Origin of the sequence: Citrobacter braakii, assembly GCF_009648935.1 — a bacterium.
In the GTDB taxonomy this organism is placed as follows: domain Bacteria; phylum Pseudomonadota; class Gammaproteobacteria; order Enterobacterales; family Enterobacteriaceae; genus Citrobacter; species Citrobacter braakii.
The window spans coordinates 167,325-192,548 of sequence record NZ_CP045771.1 but is presented as its reverse complement, the minus strand read 5'-3'; the positions used below and the strand labels follow the sequence as shown (position 1 = coordinate 192,548).

Sequence of the window (25,224 nt, the reverse complement as noted above, 5' to 3'; positions counted from 1 at the left end):
CGATATTGCTCACACTAATCAACATTCAAGTCGCATACTATCCCTTATATCCACAATTTTAATATGGCTTAGTTTTTATTAATTTGGACAGGCCGTAGCCAGATTTTTAATTTGTGAAATGGTGTGCTTATGTGTGAAAAATATGTTGAAAGACCGCTTTATTTGTTAATTGCTGACTGGATGATGGCTGAAGATCGTTGGATCACAGCAAAGGAAATTTCCCGCCATTTTGATATTGAACACTGCAAAGCAATTAATACGCTCTCTTATATTCTGTCGGAAGTGGGAGAAATTGTTTGTGAAGTTAAGATGATCCCTAATCAAATTGCAGGCCGCGGCTGCCAGTGCCAGCGTTTGGTGAAAGTCATCAGTATTGATTCTCATCTCTACAGACGCTTGAATCACAATTTGCAGGAAAAAAAGGTGAGTGTGGCGAAAACGCCGCGACTGCCAGCGGTTCCCCCAACAGAGCTTAACCGTGAGCAGAAATGGCAGATGATGCTCTCCAAGAGCATGCGTCGATAATGGTGATTTGCCGGATCGGCGTGAGCGCTTCTCCGGCATAAATTACCGTGCTGATTTTGGCTTTACGTCCGTCGTGCCTTTCAGGCGCGGTCGGTTTTTTTCGACCTGCGTTAATGGCAAGGTTTCGTGTAGTCCTGTTTGGCAGCGGATTGCAAGGTCCTGATATTCTTTGGTGTTCAGCCGTTTCCAGTGCAGCTCCTGGTCCGTGACTTCACGCAGTACGCGAACCGGTGAACCAACCAGCATCTGCCTTGCCTCTCCCTGAAATCCGGCTTTGACAAAGCTCATGGCAGCGACAATGCTCTCTTCGCCAATCACCGCACCGTCCATAATCACGCTGTTCATGCCAATCAGCGCATCTCTGCCCACCACGCAGCCGTGCAGGATTGCGCCATGGCCGATGTGTCCATTCTCATGCACGATAGTGTCGGTGTCGCAGTAGCCGTGCATGATGCAGCCATCCTGCAGGTTAGAACCGGCTTCCAGAATCAGGCGACCATAGTCACCGCGCAATGAGGCGTGTGGACCAATATAAACCCCGGCCCCCACAATGACATCGCCAATCAGCACAGCGCTGGGATGGACATAGGCATCCGGATGTACCACCGGAATCAGGCCCTCAAAGGCGTAATAGCTCATTGTCTTATCTCGGTTTTATTGCCGGATTGCGGCGTAAATACCTTATCCGGCATAGGCACATTAACGACCTTTCCATACAGGATCGCGTTTTTCCGCAAATGCCTGTGGTCCTTCGAGCGCATCTTCCGAGTGCAGCACCGATGGATAGTGCTTCAGCACACCGCTGCGGATGTACCGGTAGCCTTCTTCCACCGGCATTTCGCTGGTCGCACGGTAAATTTCTTTCAGCGCGGCGATAGCCAGCGGGGCGCTATTTACCAGCTGCTGCGCCAGTTCGCGCGCGCTATCCATCAGTTCGTTCTGGCTGACAACGCGGTTGACGATGCCCCAGCGCAGTGCTTCTTCGGCGCTCATTCGTCTGCCGGTCATCACCATTTCGTTAACGATTGCCGGTGGCAGCAGTTTAGGTAAACGCAGTACGCCGCCGCTGTCAGGCACGATCCCGAGTTTTGCTTCCGGCAGCGCGAAGCTGGCATTTTCCGCACAGACGATAAAATCCGCCGCCAGCGCCAGCTCAAAACCGCCGCCAAACGCGTAGCCGTTTACCGCGGCGATGACCGGCTTATCGAGGTCGAAAATTTCGGTTAAACCAGCGAAGCCGCCTGGGCCAAAATCGGCATCCGGCGCTTCACCTTCGGCCGCCGCTTTTAAGTCCCAGCCCGCAGAAAAGAATTTCTCTCCGCCGCCGGTGATAATTGCTACGCGTAATTCCGGGTCATCACGAAAATTAAGAAAAGCTTCTCCCATTGCAAAGCTGGTTTTAGCGTCAATGGCATTGGCTTTAGGCCGGTCAAGGGTAATTTCCAGGATCGGGCCGTTACGGGTCAGATGTAATGATTCACTCATAGTTCATCTCCAGATAATTAGGTTTCCCGGCCGGAAGAATTCCGACCGGAAGGGTTATTTCAGATTTTTTTTGATTATTTTTCCTGAACAATTGCGCGGCAGGTCGGTTCTTATCTCCATAAAAGAAGGAACCTTGAATTTCGCCATATTGTTTTCGCAGAAGCTGAAGAACTCAGCTTCGCTTAATGTTTCACCCTCATTAAGGACGATAAAAGCTTTAATGGCTTCATCACGGATCGAGTCTTTAATACCGACAACCACAATGTCCTGAATTTTCGGATGCGCAGAAATAATATTTTCCAGCTCGACGCAGGAGACATTTTCCCCACCGCGTTTGATCATGTTGCAGCGTCTGTCGACGAAATAAAAAAAACCGTCCGCATCCTGGTAACCCGAATCACCGGTATGTAACCACCCTTCAGGTTCCAGCGCTTTGGCAGTAGCGTCGGGTTGCGCGTAGTACTCTTTGAAGATTGTTTTTCCCGGCACGCCTTTAATGCAGATTTCGCCAATTTCTCCGGCGGGCAGGGGACGGTTGTGATCGTCACGGATTTCGGCTTCATAGCTAAAACCCACGCGACCAATAGAAGGCCAGCGCCGTTTGTCTCCAGGGCGATCGCCAATAATGCCCACGATGGTTTCGGTCATGCCGTAGGAGGTCAGCAGTCTGACGCCAAAGCGGTCGATAAAGGCATCTTTTTCCTGTTCGGATAAATTGAGATAGAACATCACTTCGCGCAGGTGATGCTGTCTGTCCGTTGGGGCTGCGGGTTGGACCATCAGCGTTCTGATCATCATCGGGATGCATTCGGTGACCGTCGCCTGATATCTACGCACCTGATCCCAGAACGCCCTGGCGCTGTACTTCTCCACCAGCACAAAGGTGCTGCCTGCGGAGAATGCGGCCATGGCAGCCGTACACTGACAGTCGATATGAAAAGCGGGCATCACCGTCATATAGACGTCATCATCGCGCAGAGCGATTTGCCAGGAGGTGTAGTAGCCCGCAAAGCGCAGGTTGTAGTGGGTAATCACCACCCCTTTAGGCCGTGAGGTGGTGCCTGAGGTAAACAGAATTTCCGCCGTATCGTCAGTGGATAACGCAGGCGTATAGCACAGATTAGTCGACTGGCGGGCTTGCAGTTGGGTAAAGTGGCTCACGCCGTCGTCAACCGGAAGCTGCTCGCCAATCAGACAGATATGATTAAGCGGAGTGGTATTTTCCAGCCGTATCTGGCGGTACATAGGATAAAACTCGGCACTGGTGACCAGCAGGCTCACATGGCTGTTTTGCAGGATCCAGGCGCTCTCTTCGCCCAGCAAGCGGGCATTAATCGGCACCATAATGGCACCAATTTTTGCCAGTCCAAACCAGCAAAAGATAAATTCCGGACAGTTATCCAGATGCAGTGCGACCTTGTCGCCCTTGCGGATCCCTAAGGAATGGAAAAGGTTCGCCGTGCGGTTTATCTCTTCATTGAGCGAGGCATAGCTATACTGCCGAACGATTCCTTCGCAGGATTCGAAAATTAACGCCGTTTTATCTCCGTACACCCCGGCCAGGTCGTCCCACATCTGACGTAAGTTTTGTCCGCCAACGATATCCATAATGCTTTATCCACTGAAATCAGGCGTGAGCGCTAACCAACCAGCGGGTCAGCGCGTCGCGTTTATTCCTTAACTCTGGCCAGGCCTTTGCCGACCAGCTCATTTATGTCTGCTTCGCTATAACCAATGTTTTTCAGAATGGCGGCGGTATCCATGCCGTGTGACGGCATGCCACGCCAGATTTTCCCCGGGTTGTTTTTAAATTTCGGCATGATGTTCGGCCCTTTGCAGGTGCGGCCGTCCATCGTTTGCCACTGAGTAATGGATTCACGGGCAACGTACTGCGGGTTGCCTTCCAGTTCAGGAATGGTCAGTACCTTCGCGCAGGCGATATTCAGCTCAGCAAAGCGCGCCTGGACTTCGGCGATGGTGTGTGTTGCCAGCCAGGCGTCCAGTTTCTCTTCCACGAGCGGGCCGTAAGGGCATTCCACGCGATGGATAAGCTGGGTGCCTTCCGGGACTTCCGGTGTGCCAAGAATGTGGGCGAGGCCAATATCCTTGAAGCACTCGTTGATTTGCGTGATGCCGACCAGCTCCATGACGATATAGCCATCGGCGCATTTATAGAGACCGCAGCCAGCGTAATACGGGTCTTTGCCTTTGGTCATGCGTGGACAAATTTCGCCGCCGTTGAAGTAGTCCATCATGAAGTACTGACCCATACGCAGCATCACTTCGTACATGGCGATATCAATGCTTTCACCCTTACCCGTTTCGCGTACTTTGTGCAGGGCTGCCAGCGCTGCTGTCGTTGCGGTCATCCCGGAGAAGTAATCGGCGGTGTACGGGAAGGCCGGCATCGGCTGATCAACATCACCGTTTTGGATCAAATAGCCGCTGAACGCCTGCGCGATGGTGTTATATGCCGGAAGATTGGTGTACTCCTCGGTACCAAACTGGCCGAAGCCGGAAAGGTGGGCGATAACCAGTTTCGGGTTATGTTCCCACAGCACGTCATCGGTAATACCGCGGCGAGCAAAGGCGGGGCCTTTACTGGCTTCAATGAAAATATCGGTGGTTTCCATGAGCTTCAGAAACGCTTCCCGGCCTTCATCTTTGAAAATATTCAGCGACAGGGCGTGCAGGTTGCGGCGTGAGAGCTGTGGATAGTTAGGTTGCACGCGGATGGTATCGGCCCATGCGACGTTTTCAATCCAGATAACCTCAGCACCCCATTCGGCGAACATTTGTCCGGCGAACGGGCCGGCAATTTCGATCCCTGAAAAAACCACGCGTACCCCGGCAAGTGGGCCAAAGGTTGGCATTGGTAAATGATTCATAATTTTGCTCCTGGCATTTTTTGTAGGCCCGGTAGGCGCAGCGCCACCGGGCATGTTGCCGGATGGCGGCGTAAACGCCTTATCCGGCCTACGAATCGTGCTGAATTAGCGGTATTGCTTGAGTACCGCACGACCCAACGTCAGGATCTGCATTTCATCAGAGCCACCAGAAACACGGTCAACGCGCAGATCGCGCCAGAAACGCGTGATGCGATGGTTACCCGCGATACCTACACCGCCCAGCACCTGCATGGCGGTATCGACCACTTCAAACGCAGCGTTGGCGCAGAAGTATTTGCACATTGCCGCATCGCCCGAAGTAATGGTGCCGTTATCCGCTTTCCATGCCGCTTCAAGCAGCATGTTTTTCATGGAATTCAGTTTGATCGCCATATGCGCGAACTTCTCCTGAATCAGCTGGAAACGGCCGATCGTTTCGCCAAACTGCACGCGCTGATTGGCGTAGCGCGCGGCGTCTTCAAAAGCGCACATTGCCGTACCGTAGTTGGTCAGTGCGACAAGGAAGCGTTCATGATCGAACTCTTCTTTCACGCGATTGAAACCATTACCTTCCCGACCGAACATGTCTTTCTCATCCAGTTCAACGTCGTCAAAGGTGATTTCACAGCAGCTATCCATGCGCAGACCGAGTTTCTCCAGCTTGTTGACCTTGATACCCGCTTTGCTCATGTCAACGAACCACTCGGTGTAAACAGGTTTATCCGGCGATGCACCATCTCTCGCCATAACCACGATGTACGGGGTATAGGCGCTACTGGTGATAAAGCACTTACTGCCATTAAGATAAACCTTACCATTTTTACGTGTATAAGTGGTTTTCAGGCTGCCAACATCCGATCCCGCTCCCGGTTCGGTGATGGCAGAGTTCCACATCTGCTTACCGGTTCCCTGGAACGCCATGATTTTATCGATTTGTTCCTGAGTTCCTTCACGCAGGAACGTGTTAAAACCGCCCGGTAACTGGTACAGCACATAGGTTGGTGCGCCCAGGCGTCCGAGTTCCATCCAGACTGCAGCGACGGTAACAAAACCTGCTTCCAGTCCACCGTGTTCTTCAGGAATCAACAGACTATCAATGCCCATATCCGCCAGCGCTTTAACAAAACGCTCAGGGTAGACGCTGTCACGATCGCACTCGGCAAAATAAGCTTCCCAGTTCTCACTGGCCATCAATTCACGAATACCGGCGACAAACAGCTCCTGCTCGTCATTTAAGTTGAAATCCATCTTTCAGCCTCTTGATCAATTGGGTTAATAAGAATTACTTGTCTTTCCAGTGCACTTTGGCGTCTTTAATAAAGGACAGCGTCACCATGATGTTGACGAAGAACAGCGGACATCCTCCGGCGATAATCGCGGTCTGAATCGGCTTCAGCCCACCCAGCGCTAACAGAACGATACCGATGATGCCGACCAGAACGGACCAGCCGATACGCACTAACAGCGGCGGTTCTTCACCATCGCGGACTTCACGACAGGTGGACATCGCCAGGGTGTAAGAGCAGGCGTTAATCAGCGTCACGGTGGCAATAAAGCAGAGGATGAAGAAGCCCCACATGGTGGCGGTGCTGAGCGGTAGAGCAGCCCAGGTTTCGATAATGGCGCGCGCCACACCGTGTTGTTCAATCAGCTGCGGGATATTGAGAACGTTTTTATCCATCAGCAGCAGCGTGTTGCTGCCAAGGACTGTCCACAGGATCCAGGTCGACGCGGTCAGGCCCAGCACCATCCCGAAGCACAGTTCACGGACGGTACGACCACGCGAAATACGGGCCAGGAAGATACTCATCTGGATGGCGTAAATGACCCACCACGCCCAGTAGAAGACGGTCCAGCCCTGTGGGAAGCCGCCTTTACCGATGGCATCGGTATAGAACAGCATGCGCGGTAGATACATCAACAGCATGCCGACGGAGTCGGTGAAGTAGTTCATGATGAAGCTGGCGCCGCTGACGATAAACACCCAGCCCAGCATCAGGAAGCTCAGATAGCTACGCACGTCGCTGGCGATCTTGACCCCTTTTTGCAGGCCGCAGGCCACGCAAATGGCGTTCAATATGATCCAGCAGGTAATGATGATTGCGTCGAGTTGCAGCGTATGCGGAATACCGAACAGATACTGCATGCACTCGGTTACCAGCGGAGTGGCCAGACCGAGGCTGGTACCCATCGCGAAGATCAGCGCCACCAGATAGAAGTTATCGACGATGGTGCCGAACAGCCCTTTTGCATGCTTCTCGCCCACTAACGGTACCAGCGTGGAGCTGGGACGGATGACGTCCATCTTGCGCACAAAGAAGAAGTAGGCGAAAGCCACAGAAAGGAAACTGTAGGTTGCCCACGGCAACGGTCCCCAGTGGAACAGGCTGTACGCCAGGCCCAGCTCTTTCGCAGCCGTAGAGTTAGGCGCGAGAGCAAACGGCGGGGTGGAGATGTAGTAGTAGATCTCGATGGAACCCCAGAACAGCACCGCGGCGGATGTACAGGAAGCGAACATCATAAAAATCCAGCTGGTGGTACTAAACTCTGGTTTTTCGTCGCCTAATTTCTTTTTGGCATACGGGCCAAAGACCAACCAGAACCAGCCGAAGAGCATGACGACCATATACCATTCAAATGCCCAGCCCCAGACATTGGTGACATAACTGAATACCGCATTAATAACGACGTTAGCGGCATCGAGATCTCTTACAGTTAGCCAACAAAGTATCCCAACTATTATTAATGGCGGAAAAAAAACCTTCGGTTCAATTCCCGATTTTCTCTTTTCATTTTTCATAAGTGAATTCCAGTGTGAAAACGAAACTTATTTGGCGTGCCCGTGCATGATCGTTTGTTTATTTATTATTAATGATTTGTTGATAACTTTTAACCTCTGGGAGCGCCTCAGTGAGTAACCCATAATGAGTATTCATATCGGGTGGTTCTGTTATCTTTGTCACACTTTTTTATGCTGAGTAATTCGCTTAAAAAATTGATATTTTTTGTTTTTAAACAATGAGTTGACTGTGGTTTTTTAACTTTTTTAAGTGACTGGCGTTCAATATTGTTGAACCCGCAGACAATATTGAAAATTTTCATATTTGACGTGATTCTTTCAATATTGGTGAGGTGCATAACACTATTGAAAGTTACGAATTTCAATGTGTGACATTTTCAATATTGGTGATTAAGGTTTTATTTCCGAATTAAAGAGCGTGATATCTGTATTTAACACTGCCGATATAAATACGTTTCCTTCATGATTTCTGGAGATGCAATGAAGATAATTACTTGCTACAAATGCGTACCTGATGAACAGGATATTGCGATTAATAATGCTGATGGCTCACTCGATTTCAGCAAAGCGGATGGCAAAATAAGCCAGTATGATCTGAATGCGATCGAAGCGGCTTGTCAGTTGAAACAACAGTCAGGAGAGGCCCAGGTTGTGGCCATGAGCGTCGGCGGCAAAGCGCTGACCAATGCAAAAGGGCGAAAAGATGTGCTTTCCCGTGGCCCAGATGAACTGATTGTTGTTATTGACGATCAATTTGAACAGGCGCTGCCGCAACAAACTGCCAGCGCGCTGGCTGCCGCCGCGCAAAAAGCAGGTTTCGATCTGCTTATTTGCGGTGACGGTTCTTCCGATCTTTATGCTCAGCAGGTTGGTCTGCTGGCGGGCGAAGCGCTGAATATTCCGGCGATTAACGGCGTGAGTAAAATCCTCTCTCTTACCGACAGCACTCTGACGGTAGAGCGTGAACTGGAAGATGAAGTCGAAACTCTGAGCATTCCGCTTCCGGCGGTGATCGCGGTCTCAACGGACATCAACACCCCACAAATCCCTTCCATGAAAGCCATTCTTGGCGCAGCGAAAAAACCGGTTCAGGTCTGGTCGCCGGCAGATATTGGCCTTAACAGCGCGCAGGCATATTCCGAACAACACGTTGCTGCACCGAAGCAGCGCGAGCGTCAGCGCGTTGTAATTGAAGGTGACGGTGAAGAACAGATTGCCGCGTTTGTCGAGAATCTTCGCAAAATCATTTAATTATCAGGGGATGTTATGAACAAATTTTCCAGTATCTGGGTATTCAGCGATACCCCTTCTCGTCTGCCGGAACTGATGAATGGTGCGCAGGCTTTAGGTGAAAAAGTTAACACGTTTGTGCTGAGTGAAGCGGACTGCGCGACGGCATGCCATTTAGGCGCAGATGATGTCTGGTTACTCAGCGGTAAACCAGAAGACCGTATGGTCGAAGACTACGCTGATGTGATGGCCGAAACTATTCGTCAGCACAGCGAGGGCGGGGCGGTGCTGCTGCCGAATACGCGTCGCGGCAAGCTGTTAGCGGCAAAACTGGGTTTTCGCTTGTCGGCAGCGGTCTCCAACGACGCCAGTGCAGTCGCCGTGCAGGATGGAAAAGCGGCGGTAAAACATATGGTCTACGGCGGCCTGGCGATGGGGGCAGAAACAATCGCTTCACCGTTCGCCGTGATAACGCTCAGCAGTGGAACGTTTGACGCGCAGCAACCGGATACCGCCCGCAGCGGCGAGGTGCACAGTGTGTCATGGCAGGCTCCGGCTGTAGCCGTTACTCGTACGGCAACTCAGGCACGTCAGAGCAACAGCGTCGACCTCGACAAAGCCCGTCTGGTGGTTAGCGTGGGACGCGGGATCGGCAGCAAAGAAAATATCTCGCTGGCGGAGGCGCTGTGCCAGACGATTGGTGCCGAGCTGGCGTGCTCCCGTCCGGTGGCGGAAAACGAGAAGTGGATGGAGCACGAACGCTACGTCGGCATCTCCAACCTGATGCTCAAGCCGGAACTGTATCTGGCCGTGGGGATCTCCGGGCAGATCCAACATATGGTCGGCGCCAACGGCGCGCAGACGATTTTCGCCATCAACAAAGATAAAAATGCGCCGATCTTCCAGTATGCGGATTTTGGCATCGTTGGCGATGCGCTGAAGATCCTGCCTGCGCTGACGGCTGCTTTAGCGCGTTAAACCATTTCGGGCAGGATGCGAAGGTGTCCTGCCGCTGACAGGAGTACGTATGTCCGAAGATATCTTTGATGCCATCATCGTGGGTGCAGGTCTGGCGGGTTCGGTTGCGGCGCTGGTGCTGGCTCGGGAGGGCGCACAGGTGCTGGTTATCGAGCGCGGCAATTCTGCTGGCGCGAAGAATGTCACCGGTGGGCGCATGTATGCGCATAGCCTGGAGAACATCATTCCCGGTTTTGCTGAGCAGGCCCCCATTGAACGCATCATCACCCACGAAAAACTCGCCTTTATGACCGACAAAGGGGCGATGACCATCGACTATTGCAACGGCGAAGACGCCAAATCGTCGCAGGTTTCTTACTCTGTCTTACGCAGTAAATTTGACGCCTGGCTGATGGAACAGGCCGAAGAGGCGGGCGCTCAGCTCATCACCGGTATCCGCGTGGATAACGTTGTGCAGCGCGAGGGCAAAGTCGTGGGCGTGGAAGCCGATGGCGATATTCTGGAAGCCAAAGTGGTGATCCTTGCCGACGGAGTGAATTCTCTGTTGGCTGAAAAGTTGGGTATGGCAAAGCGCGTCGAGGCATCGCATGTTGCCGTCGGCGTAAAAGAGCTGATCGAGTTGCCGAAATCGGTAATTGAAGATCGTTTCCAGTTACAAGGGAACGAAGGGGCTGCCTGTCTGTTTGCCGGATCGCCCACCGATGGGTTGATGGGTGGTGGCTTTCTCTATACGAATGAAACGACCCTTTCTCTGGGACTGGTCTGCGGCCTTCATCATCTGAAAGATGCGAAAAAATCGGTTCCGCAAATGCTGGAAGATTTCAAACAACATCCGGCGGTTGCCCCGCTGATCGCCGGTGGCAAGCTGGTGGAATATGCCGCGCACGTCGTACCGGAAGCCGGTATCAACATGCAGCCAGAACTGGTGGGGGACGGCGTACTGATTGCTGGTGACGCTGCCGGAATGTGTATGAACCTCGGCTTTACCATTCGCGGTATGGATCTCGCCATATCCGCAGGTGAAGCGGCGGCGAAAACGGTGCTTTCCGCAATGAAGCGCGACGATTTTAGCAAGCAGTCGCTGGGGGAATACCGTCAGCATCTGGACGAAGGCCCGATGCGCGATATGCGCATGTATCAGAAGCTACCCGCTTTTCTTGATAACCCACGCATGTTTACCGCTTATCCGGAAATGGCGGTCAGCATTGCGCGCGACCTGTTCACCGTGGATGGTTCGGCACCGGTGCCAATGCGTAAAAAAATCCTGCGCCATGCGAAGAAAGTGGGCTTCATCAACCTGATGAAAGATGGCCTGAAAGGAGTGACCGTATTATGACATCTCCCGTCAACGTGGACGTCAAACTGGGCGTCAATAAGTTCAATGTGGATGAAGACAGTCCACATATCATTCTCAAAACCGATCCTGATAAACAGGCGCTGGAGGTGCTGATTAAGGCCTGTCCGGCTGGCCTGTATAAAAAGCAGGATGACGGTAGCGTACGTTTTGATTATGCCGGATGCCTGGAATGCGGAACGTGCCGCATTCTCGGACTGGATACAGCGCTGGAAAAATGGGAATACCCGCGTGGGACGTTTGGCGTGGAGTTCCGCTACGGCTAAACCTGGTGCCGGATGGCGGCTTCGCCTTATCCGGCCTACAGGAACAATGCGTAGGCCTGATAAGCGTAACGTCATCAGGCATTAAGTTAAAATAAAACAGGACATAACCATGCAGCAGCCCAGGAACTTTGATGACATCAAATTCACCTCTATTCACCGCCGGATAATGCTGTGGGGAAGCGGTGGGCCGTTTCTGGATGGTTATGTGCTGGTGATGATTGGCGTGGCATTGGAACAGCTCACGCCAGCATTGAAACTGGATGCGCAGTGGATTGGTCTGCTGGGCGCCGGTACGCTCGCGGGGCTGTTTGTGGGGACGTCGCTGTTTGGCTACATTTCCGACAAGGTCGGGCGGCGCAAAATGTTCATTATCGATATTATCGCCATTGGCGTGATATCGGCGGCAACCATGTTTGTCTCCTCGCCCGTTGAGTTGTTGGTAATGCGCGTGCTGATCGGCATTGTGATTGGTGCTGACTACCCGATCGCCACCTCGATGATCACCGAGTTTTCCAATACCCGCCAGCGCGCTTTCTCCATCGGTTTTATCGCCGCTATGTGGTATGTCGGCGCCACCTGTGCCGATCTGGTCGGCTACTGGTTGTATGATGTTGAGGGCGGATGGCGCTGGATGTTGGGCAGCGCGGTGATCCCCTGCATTTTGATCCTGATTGGGCGTTTCGATCTTCCTGAATCGCCGCGCTGGCTGCTGCGTAAAGGTCGGGTGAAAGAGTGTGAGGAGATGATGATCAAACTGTTCGGCGAACCGGTGGTGTTCGACGAAGAAGCGCCGCAGGAGACGCGCTTTCTTCAGCTATTTAATCGCCGTCATTTCCCGTTTGTACTGTTTGTCGCCGCTATCTGGACTTGTCAGGTGATCCCGATGTTTGCCATTTATACCTTTGGTCCGCAGATTGTGGGGCTGCTGGGGCTTGGTGCCGGGAAAAGCGCCGCGTTGGGAAATGTGGTAATCAGCTTATGCTTTATGTTGGGGTGCATTCCTCCCATGTTCTGGCTTAATAGCGCGGGCCGACGACCGCTGTTAATTGGCAGCTTCATTATGATGACGCTGGCGCTGGCCGTGCTGGGGTTAATCCCTGATATGGGCGCGTGGCTGGTGGTGCTGGCGTTTGCCGTATACGCGTTTTTCTCTGGGGGACCAGGAAACCTGCAATGGCTATACCCTAACGAACTGTTTCCCACCGATATTCGTGCGTCTGCCGTCGGGGTGATTATGTCCTTAAGCCGTATCGGCACCATTGTTTCAACCTGGGCGCTGCCGGTGTTCATCACCAAATACGGGATCAGTAATGTCATGCTGATGGGGGCGGGCATTTCGCTGATTGGCCTGCTCGTGTCCATCGCTTTCGCCCCGGAAACGCGAGGTCTGACGCTGGCGCAAACCAGCCAAATGACGATCCGCAGTAAGCCCGTGACCAAGGCGGGTTATTAGGAGTGTTCTGTATTTTCCCTGCAACTCAGTCAGTTAGCCTACAGTTAACGGGTATATCACTGAAAACGACTGAAAAGCAGGGAGAACACCATGCAAAAACATATTCTGATCACCTCTATTTTTACCGCAGCAGCACTGTTCACCGTAGCCGGTTGCTCCTCGAACCAGGCGGTTAAAACGACCGATGGCAAAACAATCGTGACCGACGGCAAACCGCAAGTTGATGATGATACAGGCCTGGTGTCGTACAAAAATGCGCAAACGGGTAAGACGGAACAAATTAACCGCGATCAGGTTAAAGATATGAGCGAACTGGATAACTAGTTCAGTTTTCTCCATTCAACCACTCAATAATATTGACTGTTAGCCTGCGGATTAACTGACTAAACTCACTGTTATTACAATAATGCAGTGAAACAGGCTAATCATGATCCTCATCATTTATGCGCATCCCTATCCGCAGCACTCGCATGCGAATAAGCGGATGCTTGAACAGGCAAGGATGCTGGAGGGCGTGGAGATCCGCTCGCTCTACCAGCTCTACCCCGACTTCAATATCGATATTGCCGCTGAACAGGATGCGCTGGCGCGCGCTGATTTGATTATCTGGCAGCATCCTATGCAATGGTATAGCACACCTCCCTTACTCAAGCTGTGGATGGATAAGGTCCTTTCACACGGTTGGGCATATGGCCACGGCGGGACAGCGCTCCACGGTAAACATCTGCTGTGGGCAGTGACGACCGGCGGCGGCGAAAACCACTTTGATATTGGCTCCCATCCCGGATTTGATGTGCTTTCCCAGCCCTTACAGGCAACGGCGCTCTACTGTGGCCTCAAATGGCTGCCGCCGTTTGCGATGCACTGTACGTTTATCTGTGATGATGAAACACTGCAGGCGCAGGCGCGTCATTACAAACAGCGTCTGTTGGAGTGGCAGGAGGTTCATCATGGATAACCATACGCTAATCCAGGCGCTGATTTATCTCGGATCGGCGGCGCTGATTGTCCCCATTGCCGTGCGACTGGGGCTAGGATCAGTGCTGGGGTATCTCATCGCAGGGTGCATTATTGGACCCTGGGGCCTGAGGATGGTGACCGACGCTGAATCAATCCTGCATTTTGCCGAGATCGGCGTGGTGCTGATGCTGTTTGTCATCGGTCTGGAGCTGGATCCGCAACGTTTGTGGAAACTACGGGCCTCGGTGTTCGGTGGTGGTGCGCTGCAGATGGTGGTTTGCGGCGGTCTGATTGGTTTGTTCTGTATGTTCCTCGGCCTGCGCTGGCAGGTAGCGGAACTGATCGGTATGACGCTGGCGCTTTCCTCCACGGCTATTGCTATGCAGGCGATGAATGAGCGAAACCTGATGGTTTCGCAAATGGGACGCAGCGCGTTTGCCGTGCTGTTGTTCCAGGATATCGCCGCTATTCCTCTGGTGGCGATGATCCCATTACTTGCGGCGAGCGGAGCATCGACAACGCTTGGGGCGTTTGCGCTCTCCGCCCTTAAAGTGGCGAGCGCCCTGGTGCTGGTGGTGTTGCTGGGGCGTTATGTGACGCGTCCGGCCTTGCGTTTTGTCGCTCGCTCTGGCCTGCGGGAAGTATTCAGTGCCGTTGCGCTGTTCCTCGTTTTTGGCTTCGGTCTGCTGTTGGAAGAGGTTGGACTGTCGATGGCGATGGGGGCGTTCCTGGCTGGCGTGCTGCTGGCAAGCTCTGAGTATCGTCACGCGCTGGAAAGCGATATCGAGCCATTTAAAGGGCTGCTGCTGGGACTGTTTTTCATCGGCGTCGGGATGTCTATCGACTTTGGTACGCTGATTGATAATCCCTTGCGCATTATCATTCTGTTGGTCGGTTTCCTGGTTATCAAAACCGTCATGCTGTGGCTGATAGCGAAACCCTTACAGGTGCCGAACAAGCAGCGCAGATGGTTTGCCGTGTTATTAGGGCAGGGCAGTGAGTTTGCCTTCGTGGTGTTTGGCGCGGCGCAAATGGCAAACGTGCTTGATCCTGATTGGGCGAAATCGCTGACGCTGGCGGTGGCGCTGTCGATGGCGGCGACGCCGATTTTACTGGTAATTCTGACGCGTCTGGAAAAATCGGCGACCGGTGAAGAGCGGGAAGCAGATGAAATCGACGAGGAACAACCTCGGGTGATCATCGCCGGGTTTGGGCGATTTGGTCAGATAACCGGTCGTCTGTTGTTGTCGAGCGGGGTCAAAATGGTGGTTCTTGATCATGACCCGGACCATATCGAAACGCTGCGTAAATTCGGCATGAAGGTTTTCTATGGCGATGCGACGCGGATGGATCTGCTGGAGTCTGCCGGGGCGGCTAAAGCTGAAGTTATTATTAACGCCATTGACGATCCGCAAACCAGCCTGCAACTGACCGAAATGGTGAAACAGTATTTCCCGCATCTGCAAATTATTGCCCGTGCGCGCGACGTGGATCATTACATCCGCTTGCGCCAGGCTGGCGTGGAGATGCCGGAACGTGAAACCTTTGAGGGCGCGCTGAAGACCGGACGTTTGGCACTGGAAGGTCTTGGGCTTGGACGCTATGAAGCGCGTGAGCGGGCCGATGTATTCCGCCGCTTCAACACGCTGATGGTTGAGGAGATGGTGAAAGGGGAAAATGACGCAACGTCCCGCGCGGCGGTATATAAACGCACCAGCGAAATGCTGAGTGAAATTATTGCGGAAGATCGTCAGCACTTATCATTAATTCAACGCCATGGCTGGCAAGGCACGGATGAAGGTAAGCATACGGGCGACGTCGCCGATGAGCCGGAAGTGAAACCGTCAGCATAGGGTAAAAAATGTGATGTTCTGCAAACTTTACTGCTAATTGGCTGTTTTTGAACTACTGTAATGCTGGCGTACCACCTTAAATAGGTCGGTTCGCCAGCAGAACGGAAAATTTTCATGCTCATCCTCTTTCCGCCAGTCGACGAAAGATTGCGCTTTCCGTATAGTGGCGACAATTTTTTTGTATCCGGGAAACATTCAATGATCAGTCTGATTGCGGCGTTAGCGGTAGATCGCGTCATCGGTATGGAAAATGCCATGCCATGGAACCTACCTGCCGATCTCGCCTGGTTTAAACGTAATACCTTAAACAAGCCGGTTGTCATGGGACGCCACACGTGGGAATCCATCGGGCGACCGTTGCCAGGGCGCAAAAATATCGTCATCAGCAGCAAGCCTGGCACCGACGATCGCGTGCAGTGGGTGAAGTCTGTTGAGGAAGCGATCGCGGCCTGTGGCGATGAACCTGAAATCATGGTTATTGGCGGTGGGCGTGTGTATGAGCAGTTCCTGCCGAAAGCGCAGAAACTGTATCTGACACACATTGATGCGGAAGTTGAAGGGGATACGCATTTCCCGGACTACGAACCGGATGACTGGGAATCGGTGTTCAGTGAATTCCACGATGCTGACGCGCAAAACTCCCACAGCTACTGCTTCGAGATTTTGGAACGTCGTTAATGTGGATGCCTGATGGCGTTGCGCTAATCAGGCCTACAGATTGCACATTCGTCTGCCGGATAAGGTGTAAGCACCGCCATCCGGCAGACGACTATCAGGCGTTGACGGCCTCGCCGGGATCCAGATTCAGATGGCGATTTGATGGCTGTACAAAGTACTGTTTGTCTTCCCAGCGCAGACAGGTGAGATCCCCGCCCCAGCAACACCCCGTATCTAACGCGTAAATACCTTCTGGCGTGCCTTTGCCCTCCAGCGATGCCCAGTGCCCGAATGCAATGCTATAGGCTTCACTGACCGGTCCAGGAATGGCAAACCACGGCTTCAGCGGGGCAGGCGCATCTTCTGGCGACTCTTTGCTGTACATGTCCAACTGACCGTTGGGGAAGCAGTAACGCATGCGGGTAAACGCGTTGGTAATAAAACGCAGGCGCGCCAGCCCCGTCAGCTCCGGGGTCCAGTTATTTGGCATGTCGCCGTACATGGCATCAAGGAAGAATGGATAAGAGTCGCTCGACAGCACGGCTTCAACATCGCGAGCACAGTCCTTCGCCGTCTGCAGATCCCACTGTGGGGTAATCCCTGCATGCGCCATGACCAGTTTCTTCTCTTCATCAACCTGCAACAGCGGCTGACGACGTAGCCAGTTAAGCAGCGTGTCAGCATCCGGTGCCTCAAGCAGCGGCGTGAGCCGGTCTTTCGGTTTATTACGGCTGATGCCAGCAAACACGGCCAGCAGGTGTAAATCGTGATTACCGAGGACTAACCGCACGCTGTCGCCCAGCGATTTAACGTAGCGCAAAACGTCTAACGACCCTGGCCCACGCGCGACCAGATCGCCGGTGAGCCATAAGGTGTCTTGTTCTGGATTAAAGTCAACCTGGTGCAGCAAGGCTACCAGTTCATCGTAACAACCGTGAACGTCGCCAATGAGGTATGTTGCCATAGCTATTGTTTTAATGAATGAGTGTAGGAACGGCGAGTCGGAACACGGGAATGTCGATGGTAAAGGCGATCCCTTGCTCATCGATCATTTCGTAATGACCCTGCATGGTGCCCAGCGGTGTTTCAATCACCGCACCGCTGGTGTACTGGTACTCTTCGCCAGGTTCGATGTGGGGCTGAACGCCAACCACGCCTTCGCCCTGAACTTCGGTTTCACGGCCATGACCATTGGTGATCAACCAATAACGCCCCAACAGCTGCACAGGCGCTCGCCCCAAATTGCGGATAGTCACGGTATAAGCAAAAACGTAACGTTCATCATCAGGTGAGGATTGCGCCTCAATGTAGACGCTTTGTACCTGAATGCACACTCGGGGCGAATTGATCATGTTTAACTCTCCTTCGATGGCGCGTTTTCTGACAGATAGTTAGCCATCCGGCAGTATTGCGCGACAGAGATATTTTCCGCTCGCATCGCCGGATCAACGCCCAGCTCTGTTAGTACTTCAACGCTAAACAGGTTACCGAGACTATTACGTACCGTTTTGCGACGCTGATTAAACGCTTCAGTGGTAATACGGCTCAGCACACGAACATCTTTAACGGGGTACGGCATTGTCGCGTGAGGGACCAGACGTACCACGGCGGAATCGACTTTAGGCGCAGGCGTAAATGCGGATGGCGGCACTTCAAGTACCGGGATCACATTGCAGTAATACTGCGCCATGACGCTTAATCGACCATACGCTTTACTGTTTGGCCCTGCAACCAGACGGTTGACCACCTCTTTTTGCAACATGAAATGCATGTCGGCGATGGCATCAGTATAGGAAAAAAGATGGAACATGAGCGGCGTGGAGATGTTGTACGGCAGGTTGCCGAATACGCGCAGCGGCTGACCCATCGTTTGTGCGAGTTCGCCGAAGTTCATGGTCATGGCATCTTGCTGATAAATCGTCAGCTTCGGCCCTAAAAACGGGTGTGTTTGCAGGCGGGCGGCGAGATCGCGGTCCAGCTCAATGACCGTGAGCTTGTCCAGGCGTTCGCCTACAGGTTCGGTCAACGCTGCCAGGCCCGGGCCGATTTCGACCATAGCCTGACCTTTCTGCGGGTTGATAGCAGAGACAATACTTTCGATCACAAACTGATCGTTGAGGAAGTTTTGCCCGAAACGTTTACGGGCTAAGTGGCCCTGATGGACTCGATTATTCATTGGTATTAACAATCATTTTGATGGCGAGATTAAGCGCCGTAATAAAACTGCCGACATCTGCTTGCCCACGACCCGCAAGTTCAAGCGCGGTGCCGTGATCGACGGATGTGCGAATAAAGGGCAGGCCCAGCGTGATATTCACACCGCGACCAAATCCCTGGTATTTTAGCACGGGGAGACCCTGATCGTGGTACATTGCCAGCACGGCATCCGCGTGGTCGAGATATTTGGGCTGAAACAGCGTATCCGCGGGCAGCGGGCCGTTTAATTTCATCCCCTGCGCACGCAGTTCATCAAGGACCGGAATGAGGGTGTCTATCTCTTCCGTTCCCATATGACCACCTTCACCGGCATGCGGGTTAAGACCGCACACCAGAATATGCGGATCGGCAATGCCAAACTTGGTGCGCAAATCATGATGCAAAATACCGATCACTTCTTTAAGCAGAGCAGGCGTAATGGCATCGGCAACGGCTCTGAGCGGCAAATGAGTGGTTGCCAGGGCAACGCGCAGCGCTTCAGTCGCCAGCATCATGACGACTTTCTTCGCCTGTGAGCGCTCTTCAAAAAACTCGGTATGTCCGGTAAACGGGACGCCTGCGTCATTGATTACGCCCTTGTGTACCGGACCGGTAATCAGCGCCGCAAACTCACCTTGCAGACAACCATCGCAGGCGCGAGCCAGCGTATCCACCACATATTGTCCGTTCTCTACCGCCAACTGACCCGCGATAACAGGCGCCCGCAGAGCAATCGGCAACAGCGTCAACGTACCTGCTGATTGCGGTCTGGCTGGGGTATCTGGAGAGTATGGGAGGAGTGAAAGCGGTAAACCGAGCATTGCTGCCCGGTCACTGAGGAGTGCGGCATCCGCACAGACAACGAGTTCTACAGGCCACTCACGCTGGGCGAGCTGAACCACCAGGTCCGGGCCAATCCCGGCGGGTTCGCCGGGAGTGATCACAACGCGTTGAATACGAGTCATTAGTTGCTCAGAACTTTAACGTAGGCGCTGGCGCGCTGTTCCTGCATCCAGGTCGCAGCTTCTTCCGAGAATTTACGGTTCATCAGCATACGATAAGCTCTGTCTTTCTGCGCCGCGTCAGTTTTATCAACGTTACGCGTGTCCAGCAGCTCGATCAGATGCCACCCGAAAGAGGAGTGCACCGGGGTACTCATCTGGCCTTTCTGAAGTTTGGTCAGCGCATCGCGGAAAGCGGGATCGAAAATATCCGCTGCAGCCCAGCCCAGATCGCCGCCCTGGTTGGCAGAACCCGGATCCTGAGAAAACTCTTTAGCCGCTGCCGCGAAGGTTGTTTTACCGCTCTTAATATCAGCTGCGATTTGTTCCAGCTTCAGACGCGCCTGTTGATCGGTCATGATCGGCGATGGCTTGAGCAGAATATGGCGGGCATGAACTTCAGTCACGGAGATGCTCTGGCTTTGACCACGCATATCGTTAACTTTCAGGATGTGGAAGCCGACACCAGAACGAATTGGGCCGATGATATCGCCTTTTTTCGCGGTGCTTAGCGCCTGGGCAAAGATGCCCGGCAGCTCCTGAATACGTCCCCAACCCATCTGGCCGCCTTTCAGCGCCTGCTGGTCAGCGGAATAGGTGATAGCCAGTTTGCCGAAATCGCTACCGTTACGCGCTTCATCAACAACAGAGCGCGCCTGACTTTCAGCCGCGTTAACCTGGTCAGAAGTTGGGTTTTCCGGTAATGGGATCAGAATGTGGCTCAGGTTCAGCTCGGTGCTGGCATCGTTTTGGTTGCCGACCTGCTGCGCCAGAGCATCCACTTCCTGAGGCAGGATAGTAACGCGACGGCGAACTTCGCTGTTACGCACTTCAGAGATGGTCATCTCTTTGCGGATTTGGTTACGATAGGTCGAATAGCTTAAGCCATCCTGTGCCAGACGGCTGCGCATCTGATCCAGCGTCATGTTGTTTTGCTTGGCGATGTTGGCAATCGCCTGATCCAGTTGCTCGTCAGAGATTTTAACACCCATCTTCTGACCCATCTGCAGGAGGATTTGATCCATGATCAAACGTTCCAGGATCTGATGACGCAGCGTGGCGTCGTCCGGTAATTGTTGACCAGCCTGACCCGCATTAAGTTTTACTGACTGCATTAAGCCATCGACGTCGCTTTCCAGAACGACGCCGTTATTGACGACGGCTGCGACTTTATCGACTACCTGTGGGGCAGCGAAACTGGTATTCGCGATCATGGCGATACCGAGAAGCAGCGTTTTCCAGTTCTTCATACTTTTTCCATTTCAATTAACCGCAAAGCGGATTACGTTGTAAATCAATCAGATCATAAAGAGCTTTGATACGGCAAAATGTTAGAACGCAACATTTGGTTGGTGCCGAGACCGTAGTTAGAACTCAGGCCGCGTAGTTCGATATTAAAGCCGATCGTGTTGTCATAAACTGCATGTTTCTGAGTGTCATCCCAGCCGTTCAGCTTACGTTCGTAGCCGAAGCGAATGGCGTAACAGCAGGAGTTGTACTGCAGACCCAGCATGGAATCCGCTTCTTTGTTCACGTTGGTATCAAAGTAGTAAGCCCCGACAATCGACCAGCGGTCGGCGATCGGGAAGCTTGCTACCGCACCCACCTGTGAAATCCCGTTTTTATACTGCTCTGCTGTAGAGTAGTAAGACGGCAGGGTTGCCTGGATATATTCAGAGCTGGCATAACGGTAGTTCAGCTGCAGCATACGGTTTTCGTCGCGGCGGTATTCGATACTGCTGCTGCTGGTTGCAACGCTGTCCAGACGCGTGTCGTACTGGATCCCACTGCGTAAACCCCAGCGATCGGAGATGCGCCAGTAGGTGTCACCAGCCCATACCAGTGAGCCCGTTTTGTCGTCATTCTCCCATTTAATGTTGTCATCGCCAGTGCGAGACTCGGTGAAATAGTAGATTTGACCCACAGAAATATTAAAACGTTCAACGGCCGCGTCATCATAAACACGAGATGTGACCCCGGTCGTGACCTGGTTGGCAGACGCGATGCGGTCCAGACCGCCATAGGTACGATCGCGGAACAGGCCGCTGTAGTCAGATTGCAGCAGGGACGAGTCATAGTTATAGATATGACTTTGGTCGCGATACGGTACATACAGGTACTGAGCACGGGGCTCCAGCGTTTGGGTATAGCCCGGCGCCAACATGTTCATGTCGCGCTCGAAGATCATCTTGCCGTCAACTTTAAGCTGCGGCATGACGCGGTTGGCGGAATCATCGAGCTTGTTAACGTTACTCGGGTTGTTGTTGTACCAATCCAGGTTAGTTTGCTGATAGTGCGTTGCCAGCAGCTTCGCTTCGGTATTGATACTTCCCCAGTTATTCGACAATGGCAGGTTGATGGTCGGTTCGAGGTGAACACGCGTTGCTTCCGGCATGTTGTCGTTGGTATTAACGAAATGGACTGCCTGACCATAAATCCGGGTGTCAAACGGACCCACATCATTCTGGTAGTAGTTGACGTCTAACTGCGGCTGCGCAGAGTAACTGTTACTGTTTTGTGCGTCGAAGACCTGGAACTGCTTGGTCGAAACCGTCGCGTCAAAGTTTTGTACTGCATAGCCGACGCTGAATTTTTGCGTGGCGTAGCCGTCGGTACTGGAACCGTACTTGTTGTCAAAGTCGTTAAAGTAGCTGGTGTCGCTGACCTTGGTGTAGTCAACGTTGAAACGCCACACCTGATCCATCACACCAGAGTGTTGCCAGTAGAACAGCCAGCGGCGGGAATTGTCATCCTTCGGATGTTCATCCTCGTACACTTTATCGGAATTCAGATAGTCGAACTCCATCAGACCTGCACCCGCCTGGGTTAGGTAGCGGAATTCGTTCTCCCACATGATACCGCCACGACGGTGCATATAATGCGGCGTGATGGTGGCGTCCATATTGGGCGCAATGTTCCAATAATACGGGAGATAGAACTCAAAATAGTTATTGGTAGAGTATTTTGCGTTCGGGATCAGGAAACCAGAGCGACGCTTATCGCCGACGGGTAACTGTAAATAAGGACTGTAAAAGACCGGAACCGGACCCAGTTTAAAACGGGCGTTCCAGATCTCTGCGACCTGTTCTTCACGGTCGTGAATGACTTCGCTGCCGACGACGCTCCAGGTATTGGAACCTGGCAGACAGGAGGTGAAGCTACCGTTTTCCAGAATGGTATAGCGGTTTTCCCCACGCTGTTTCATCAGATCGGCTTTTCCGCGCCCCTGACGACCTACCATCTGATAATCACCTTCCCAGATGTTGGTATCTTTGGTATTCAGATTAGACCAGCCCTTCGGCCCCTTCAGAATAACCTGATTGTCATCATAATGGACATTGCCCAGCGCATCGACGGTACGAACTGGCTCCGGCTGGCCTTCTGCCTGCTTCTGATGAAGCTGCACTTCGTCGGCCTGCAGGCGGCTGTTACCCTGTGCGATGTCCACATTGCCGGTAAACACCGCGTCATCCGGGTAATTCCCTTTCGCGTTGTCAGCAGTGATGGTGACGGGTAATTCATTAGTCTCGCCCTGTACCAGAGGACGGTCATAGCTTGGCACGCCCAGCATACACTGTGAGGCGAGATCGGCTGCCAGACCCTGATGGCTATAGAGGGCGCTGGCAATCATGGTGGCCAGAAGAGTGGGAATACGTTTTTTCATACGTTGTATTTATTGTTCCATCATCAGTAGCGTCGCGCGTGACAAACGGTCACAGCCTAACTTATCTCATCTTCACTTCGCTAGTATTAATCCTGCCCATTTTATCCCGCCACCTTTCAAGCTGCATCTTCGTTCCAGACGAATTGGTCACTGCGTTGCCGCCTTGTTGCAACTCGAAATCCAACGGGTATAGCGTTTGTGGTGTTAGGCACGGCATAGAATGACAGGTATGATAATGCAAATTATAGGCGATGTCCCACAATTGACCGCAGCCGTAAATCGGTAAAAGCACCTTATATTGTGGGACATATCCTGGCTGAGAGCAGAAAGATTTGGGGAGTCTATGCAGTATTGGGGAAAGATAATTGGTGTCGCCGTGGCCTTAATGATGGGCGGCGGCTTCTGGGGTGTGGTTCTGGGCCTGTTAGTTGGCCACATGTTCGACAAAGCCCGCATGCGCAAAATGGCGTGGTTTGCCAACCAGCGTGAACGCCAGGCGCTGTTTTTTGCCACCACTTTTGAGGTGATGGGGCATCTGACCAAATCCAAAGGTCGCGTCACGGAAGCCGATATCCATATCGCCAGTCAATTGATGGATCGAATGAATTTGCACGGTGACTCGCGTACCGCCGCGCAACATGCCTTCCGGGTGGGAAAATCGGACAATTACCCATTACGTGAAAAAATGCGTCAGTTTCGCAGCGTCTGTTTTGGTCGCTTCGATCTGATCCGCATGTTTCTGGAGATTCAGATCCAGGCGGCTTTTGCCGATGGGTCGTTGCATCCGAACGAGCGTGAAGTGCTGTATGTGATTGCTGAAGAGTTGGGGATCTCACGTACCCAGTTTGATCAGTTTCTGCGCATGATGCAGGGCGGCGCCCAGTTTGGCGGCGGATATCAGCAGCAGTCCGACGGCGGTGGCTGGCAGCAGGCGCAACGCGGTCCGACGCTGGAAGACGCCTGCAATGTGCTGGGTGTGAAAGCGACCGATGATGCGACCACCATTAAGCGCGCATACCGTAAGCTGATGAGCGAGCACCATCCGGACAAACTGGTGGCGAAAGGCCTGCCGCCAGAAATGATGGAAATGGCGAAGCAAAAAGCACAGGAAATTCAAAAAGCTTACGAGCTAATTAAAGAACAGAAAGGTTTTAAATAATCGTTATGCCGGATGGCAGCTAGCGCCTTATCCGGCCTACGTTAATAAATGTAGGCCGGGTAAGCGAAGCCCACCGGCCTAAATGGGGCCAGCGTTTAAAAATCTGCCGGAACTTTAAACGTCATACTGTTGCCGTATTCGGGATGCGTGATAGTTAACATCTCTGCGTGCAGCAGCAGGCGCGGCGCTAACGCCAGGGCCTGTGGCGGGGCGTAGAAGCGGTCGCCCAGAATCGGATGCCCTAATGCCAGCATATGCACACGCAACTGGTGGGAGCGTCCGGTAATGGGTTTGAGCACGACCCGGGCGGTGTTATCTTCCGCGAACTCCACCACTTCATACTCGGTCTGCGCCGATTTTCCGGTCTCATAACACACTTTCTGCTTTGGCCGATTCGGCCAGTCGCAAATCAGCGGTAAATCAACCAGCCCCTCGGCCGGAGCGGGATGTCCCCAGACGCGTGCGACATACTGTTTCTTCGGCTCGCGTTCGCGAAACTGGCGCTTTAGCTCGCGCTCTGCCGCTTTAGTTAGCGCCACTACAATCACGCCGCTGGTTGCCATATCCAGACGATGTACGGATTCAGCCTGCGGGTAATCGCGCTGAATACGCGTCATCACGCTGTCTTTGTGTTCATCCAGACGACCCGGCACGGACAACAAGCCGCTCGGCTTGTTGACCACCATAATGTGCTCATCCTGATACAGGATAACCAGCCAGGGTTCCTGCGGCGGATTATAGTTTTCCATCCCCAT

24 protein-coding genes are annotated in these 25,224 nt (G+C 52.9%); 11 read left to right on the top strand and 13 right to left on the bottom strand.

Translation table 11 applies throughout. The annotated features are described in order from the left end of the window. The first annotated feature begins 129 nt into the window (after positions 1 to 129). On the top strand, positions 130 to 525 hold the full coding sequence (caiF, locus tag GFC06_RS00825) for a carnitine metabolism transcriptional regulator CaiF (protein WP_016151651.1): 396 nt from the start codon (positions 130 to 132) through the stop codon (positions 523 to 525). A gap of 42 nt (positions 526 to 567) precedes the next feature. On the opposite strand, the gene caiE is transcribed toward caiF, so the two are convergent. The 6 genes from caiE to caiT all read right to left on the bottom strand — a co-directional run bounded on the left by caiE (position 568) and on the right by caiT (position 7,698). Beyond that, complete coding sequence (gene caiE, locus GFC06_RS00820) at positions 568 to 1,164, bottom strand: carnitine operon protein CaiE (RefSeq protein ID WP_047358347.1); 597 nt, start codon at positions 1,162 to 1,164, stop codon at positions 568 to 570. 60 nt (positions 1,165 to 1,224) lie between these two features. Then, a complete protein-coding gene (gene caiD / locus GFC06_RS00815; RefSeq protein ID WP_094889030.1) occupies positions 1,225 to 2,010 on the bottom strand; it encodes a crotonobetainyl-CoA hydratase in 786 nt (261 codons plus the stop codon). Positions 2,011 to 2,064: 54 nt separating this feature from the next. Further along, positions 2,065 to 3,618 carry a crotonobetaine/carnitine-CoA ligase gene (gene caiC, locus GFC06_RS00810; protein ID WP_141875895.1) on the bottom strand — a complete coding sequence of 518 codons (1,554 nt, stop codon included), beginning with the start codon at positions 3,616 to 3,618 and terminating at the stop codon, positions 2,065 to 2,067. Between the two features lie 62 nt (positions 3,619 to 3,680). Then, on the bottom strand, positions 3,681 to 4,898 hold the full coding sequence (caiB, locus tag GFC06_RS00805) for an L-carnitine CoA-transferase (RefSeq protein ID WP_153689734.1): 1,218 nt from the start codon (positions 4,896 to 4,898) through the stop codon (positions 3,681 to 3,683). A 105-nt stretch (positions 4,899 to 5,003) separates the two neighbouring features. Beyond that, the gene (caiA, locus tag GFC06_RS00800) at positions 5,004 to 6,146 is read right to left on the bottom strand and encodes a crotonobetainyl-CoA dehydrogenase (protein ID WP_003018898.1); all 1,143 of its coding nucleotides are present in this window, start codon (positions 6,144 to 6,146) and stop codon (positions 5,004 to 5,006) included. A 34-nt stretch (positions 6,147 to 6,180) separates the two neighbouring features. After that, entirely contained in the window at positions 6,181 to 7,698 is a 1,518-nt protein-coding gene (gene caiT, locus GFC06_RS00795) for an L-carnitine/gamma-butyrobetaine antiporter (RefSeq protein ID WP_047498325.1), read from the bottom strand. A gap of 480 nt (positions 7,699 to 8,178) precedes the next feature. Here caiT and GFC06_RS00790 point away from each other — a divergent pair, with 480 nt between their 5' ends. The 9 genes from GFC06_RS00790 to folA all read left to right on the top strand — a co-directional run bounded on the left by GFC06_RS00790 (position 8,179) and on the right by folA (position 16,470). Beyond that, positions 8,179 to 8,949: an electron transfer flavoprotein FixA gene (locus GFC06_RS00790; RefSeq protein ID WP_153689733.1), complete on the top strand. Its 771-nt coding sequence runs from the start codon at positions 8,179 to 8,181 to the stop codon at positions 8,947 to 8,949. 15 nt (positions 8,950 to 8,964) lie between these two features. Next, positions 8,965 to 9,906 (top strand): electron transfer flavoprotein subunit alpha/FixB family protein, encoded by a 942-nt coding sequence (locus tag GFC06_RS00785; RefSeq protein ID WP_016155671.1) that lies wholly within the window; start codon positions 8,965 to 8,967, stop codon positions 9,904 to 9,906. Between the two features lie 49 nt (positions 9,907 to 9,955). Then, positions 9,956 to 11,242: an FAD-dependent oxidoreductase gene (locus GFC06_RS00780; protein ID WP_047358345.1), complete on the top strand. Its 1,287-nt coding sequence runs from the start codon at positions 9,956 to 9,958 to the stop codon at positions 11,240 to 11,242. Continuing rightward, positions 11,239 to 11,526, top strand: coding sequence for a ferredoxin-like protein FixX (fixX, locus tag GFC06_RS00775; RefSeq protein ID WP_000203736.1), 288 nt, complete (start codon positions 11,239 to 11,241; stop codon positions 11,524 to 11,526). Before GFC06_RS00780 ends, fixX begins: the two co-directional genes overlap by 4 nt. A gap of 109 nt (positions 11,527 to 11,635) precedes the next feature. Next, positions 11,636 to 12,979, top strand: coding sequence for an MFS transporter (locus tag GFC06_RS00770; protein WP_103848062.1), 1,344 nt, complete (start codon positions 11,636 to 11,638; stop codon positions 12,977 to 12,979). A 90-nt stretch (positions 12,980 to 13,069) separates the two neighbouring features. Further along, a complete protein-coding gene (locus tag GFC06_RS00765; RefSeq protein WP_003018880.1) occupies positions 13,070 to 13,303 on the top strand; it encodes a YgdI/YgdR family lipoprotein in 234 nt (77 codons plus the stop codon). A 103-nt stretch (positions 13,304 to 13,406) separates the two neighbouring features. Continuing rightward, a complete protein-coding gene (gene kefF / locus GFC06_RS00760; RefSeq protein ID WP_016151660.1) occupies positions 13,407 to 13,937 on the top strand; it encodes a glutathione-regulated potassium-efflux system oxidoreductase KefF in 531 nt (176 codons plus the stop codon). Further along, positions 13,930 to 15,792, top strand: coding sequence for a glutathione-regulated potassium-efflux system protein KefC (gene kefC, locus GFC06_RS00755; RefSeq protein WP_016151661.1), 1,863 nt, complete (start codon positions 13,930 to 13,932; stop codon positions 15,790 to 15,792). The genes kefF and kefC overlap by 8 nt, the downstream gene beginning before the upstream one ends. A 198-nt stretch (positions 15,793 to 15,990) precedes the next feature. After that, positions 15,991 to 16,470, top strand: a complete 480-nt coding sequence (folA, locus tag GFC06_RS00750; protein ID WP_016151662.1) for a type 3 dihydrofolate reductase — start codon at positions 15,991 to 15,993, stop codon at positions 16,468 to 16,470. Positions 16,471 to 16,564: 94 nt separating this feature from the next. Here folA and apaH read toward each other — a convergent pair whose 3' ends face one another. Genes apaH through lptD form a run of 6 tightly spaced genes read right to left on the bottom strand, consistent with a single transcriptional unit; the run spans position 16,565 to position 23,310 of the window. Beyond that, positions 16,565 to 17,413 (bottom strand): bis(5'-nucleosyl)-tetraphosphatase (symmetrical) ApaH, encoded by an 849-nt coding sequence (apaH, locus tag GFC06_RS00745; RefSeq protein ID WP_016151663.1) that lies wholly within the window; start codon positions 17,411 to 17,413, stop codon positions 16,565 to 16,567. 10 nt (positions 17,414 to 17,423) lie between these two features. Then, on the bottom strand, positions 17,424 to 17,801 hold the full coding sequence (gene apaG / locus GFC06_RS00740) for a Co2+/Mg2+ efflux protein ApaG (RefSeq protein ID WP_003018867.1): 378 nt from the start codon (positions 17,799 to 17,801) through the stop codon (positions 17,424 to 17,426). A gap of 2 nt (positions 17,802 to 17,803) precedes the next feature. Then, positions 17,804 to 18,625, bottom strand: coding sequence for a 16S rRNA (adenine(1518)-N(6)/adenine(1519)-N(6))-dimethyltransferase RsmA (rsmA, locus tag GFC06_RS00735; RefSeq protein WP_003018865.1), 822 nt, complete (start codon positions 18,623 to 18,625; stop codon positions 17,804 to 17,806). Beyond that, on the bottom strand, positions 18,618 to 19,610 hold the full coding sequence (pdxA, locus tag GFC06_RS00730; RefSeq protein WP_016151664.1) for a 4-hydroxythreonine-4-phosphate dehydrogenase PdxA: 993 nt from the start codon (positions 19,608 to 19,610) through the stop codon (positions 18,618 to 18,620). The genes rsmA and pdxA overlap by 8 nt, the downstream gene beginning before the upstream one ends. Continuing rightward, the gene (surA, locus tag GFC06_RS00725) at positions 19,610 to 20,896 is read right to left on the bottom strand and encodes a peptidylprolyl isomerase SurA (RefSeq protein WP_047498346.1); all 1,287 of its coding nucleotides are present in this window, start codon (positions 20,894 to 20,896) and stop codon (positions 19,610 to 19,612) included. Before surA ends, pdxA begins: the two co-directional genes overlap by 1 nt. 53 nt (positions 20,897 to 20,949) lie before the next feature. Then, positions 20,950 to 23,310, bottom strand: coding sequence for an LPS assembly protein LptD (gene lptD, locus GFC06_RS00720; RefSeq protein ID WP_153689732.1), 2,361 nt, complete (start codon positions 23,308 to 23,310; stop codon positions 20,950 to 20,952). A gap of 343 nt (positions 23,311 to 23,653) precedes the next feature. On the opposite strand from lptD, the gene djlA reads away from it, so the two are divergent. Then, positions 23,654 to 24,469 carry a co-chaperone DjlA gene (gene djlA, locus GFC06_RS00715; RefSeq protein WP_153689731.1) on the top strand — a complete coding sequence of 272 codons (816 nt, stop codon included), beginning with the start codon at positions 23,654 to 23,656 and terminating at the stop codon, positions 24,467 to 24,469. 95 nt (positions 24,470 to 24,564) lie between these two features. On the opposite strand, the gene rluA is transcribed toward djlA, so the two are convergent. Beyond that, positions 24,565 to 25,224, bottom strand: coding sequence for a bifunctional tRNA pseudouridine(32) synthase/23S rRNA pseudouridine(746) synthase RluA (gene rluA / locus GFC06_RS00710; protein ID WP_016151668.1), 660 nt, complete (start codon positions 25,222 to 25,224; stop codon positions 24,565 to 24,567).

Excerpts from the sequence above, each read along its gene's own strand:
- caiF (WP_016151651.1), top strand. The coding sequence starts at position 130 with ATGTGTGAAAAATATGTTGAAAGACCGCTTTATTTGTTAATTGCTGAC.
- caiE (WP_047358347.1), bottom strand. The coding sequence starts at position 1,164 with ATGAGCTATTACGCCTTTGAGGGCCTGATTCCGGTGGTACATCCGGAT.
- caiD (WP_094889030.1), bottom strand. The coding sequence starts at position 2,010 with ATGAGTGAATCATTACATCTGACCCGTAACGGCCCGATCCTGGAAATT.
- caiC (WP_141875895.1), bottom strand. The coding sequence starts at position 3,618 with ATGGATATCGTTGGCGGACAAAACTTACGTCAGATGTGGGACGACCTG.
- caiB (WP_153689734.1), bottom strand. The coding sequence starts at position 4,898 with ATGAATCATTTACCAATGCCAACCTTTGGCCCACTTGCCGGGGTACGC.
- caiA (WP_003018898.1), bottom strand. The coding sequence starts at position 6,146 with ATGGATTTCAACTTAAATGACGAGCAGGAGCTGTTTGTCGCCGGTATT.
- caiT (WP_047498325.1), bottom strand. The coding sequence starts at position 7,698 with ATGAAAAATGAAAAGAGAAAATCGGGAATTGAACCGAAGGTTTTTTTT.
- GFC06_RS00790 (WP_153689733.1), top strand. The coding sequence starts at position 8,179 with ATGAAGATAATTACTTGCTACAAATGCGTACCTGATGAACAGGATATT.
- GFC06_RS00785 (WP_016155671.1), top strand. The coding sequence starts at position 8,965 with ATGAACAAATTTTCCAGTATCTGGGTATTCAGCGATACCCCTTCTCGT.
- GFC06_RS00780 (WP_047358345.1), top strand. The coding sequence starts at position 9,956 with ATGTCCGAAGATATCTTTGATGCCATCATCGTGGGTGCAGGTCTGGCG.
- fixX (WP_000203736.1), top strand. The coding sequence starts at position 11,239 with ATGACATCTCCCGTCAACGTGGACGTCAAACTGGGCGTCAATAAGTTC.
- GFC06_RS00770 (WP_103848062.1), top strand. The coding sequence starts at position 11,636 with ATGCAGCAGCCCAGGAACTTTGATGACATCAAATTCACCTCTATTCAC.
- GFC06_RS00765 (WP_003018880.1), top strand. The coding sequence starts at position 13,070 with ATGCAAAAACATATTCTGATCACCTCTATTTTTACCGCAGCAGCACTG.
- kefF (WP_016151660.1), top strand. The coding sequence starts at position 13,407 with ATGATCCTCATCATTTATGCGCATCCCTATCCGCAGCACTCGCATGCG.
- kefC (WP_016151661.1), top strand. The coding sequence starts at position 13,930 with ATGGATAACCATACGCTAATCCAGGCGCTGATTTATCTCGGATCGGCG.
- folA (WP_016151662.1), top strand. The coding sequence starts at position 15,991 with ATGATCAGTCTGATTGCGGCGTTAGCGGTAGATCGCGTCATCGGTATG.
- apaH (WP_016151663.1), bottom strand. The coding sequence starts at position 17,413 with ATGGCAACATACCTCATTGGCGACGTTCACGGTTGTTACGATGAACTG.
- apaG (WP_003018867.1), bottom strand. The coding sequence starts at position 17,801 with ATGATCAATTCGCCCCGAGTGTGCATTCAGGTACAAAGCGTCTACATT.
- rsmA (WP_003018865.1), bottom strand. The coding sequence starts at position 18,625 with ATGAATAATCGAGTCCATCAGGGCCACTTAGCCCGTAAACGTTTCGGG.
- pdxA (WP_016151664.1), bottom strand. The coding sequence starts at position 19,610 with ATGACTCGTATTCAACGCGTTGTGATCACTCCCGGCGAACCCGCCGGG.
- surA (WP_047498346.1), bottom strand. The coding sequence starts at position 20,896 with ATGAAGAACTGGAAAACGCTGCTTCTCGGTATCGCCATGATCGCGAAT.
- lptD (WP_153689732.1), bottom strand. The coding sequence starts at position 23,310 with ATGAAAAAACGTATTCCCACTCTTCTGGCCACCATGATTGCCAGCGCC.
- djlA (WP_153689731.1), top strand. The coding sequence starts at position 23,654 with ATGCAGTATTGGGGAAAGATAATTGGTGTCGCCGTGGCCTTAATGATG.
- rluA (WP_016151668.1), bottom strand. The coding sequence starts at position 25,224 with ATGGGGATGGAAAACTATAATCCGCCGCAGGAACCCTGGCTGGTTATC.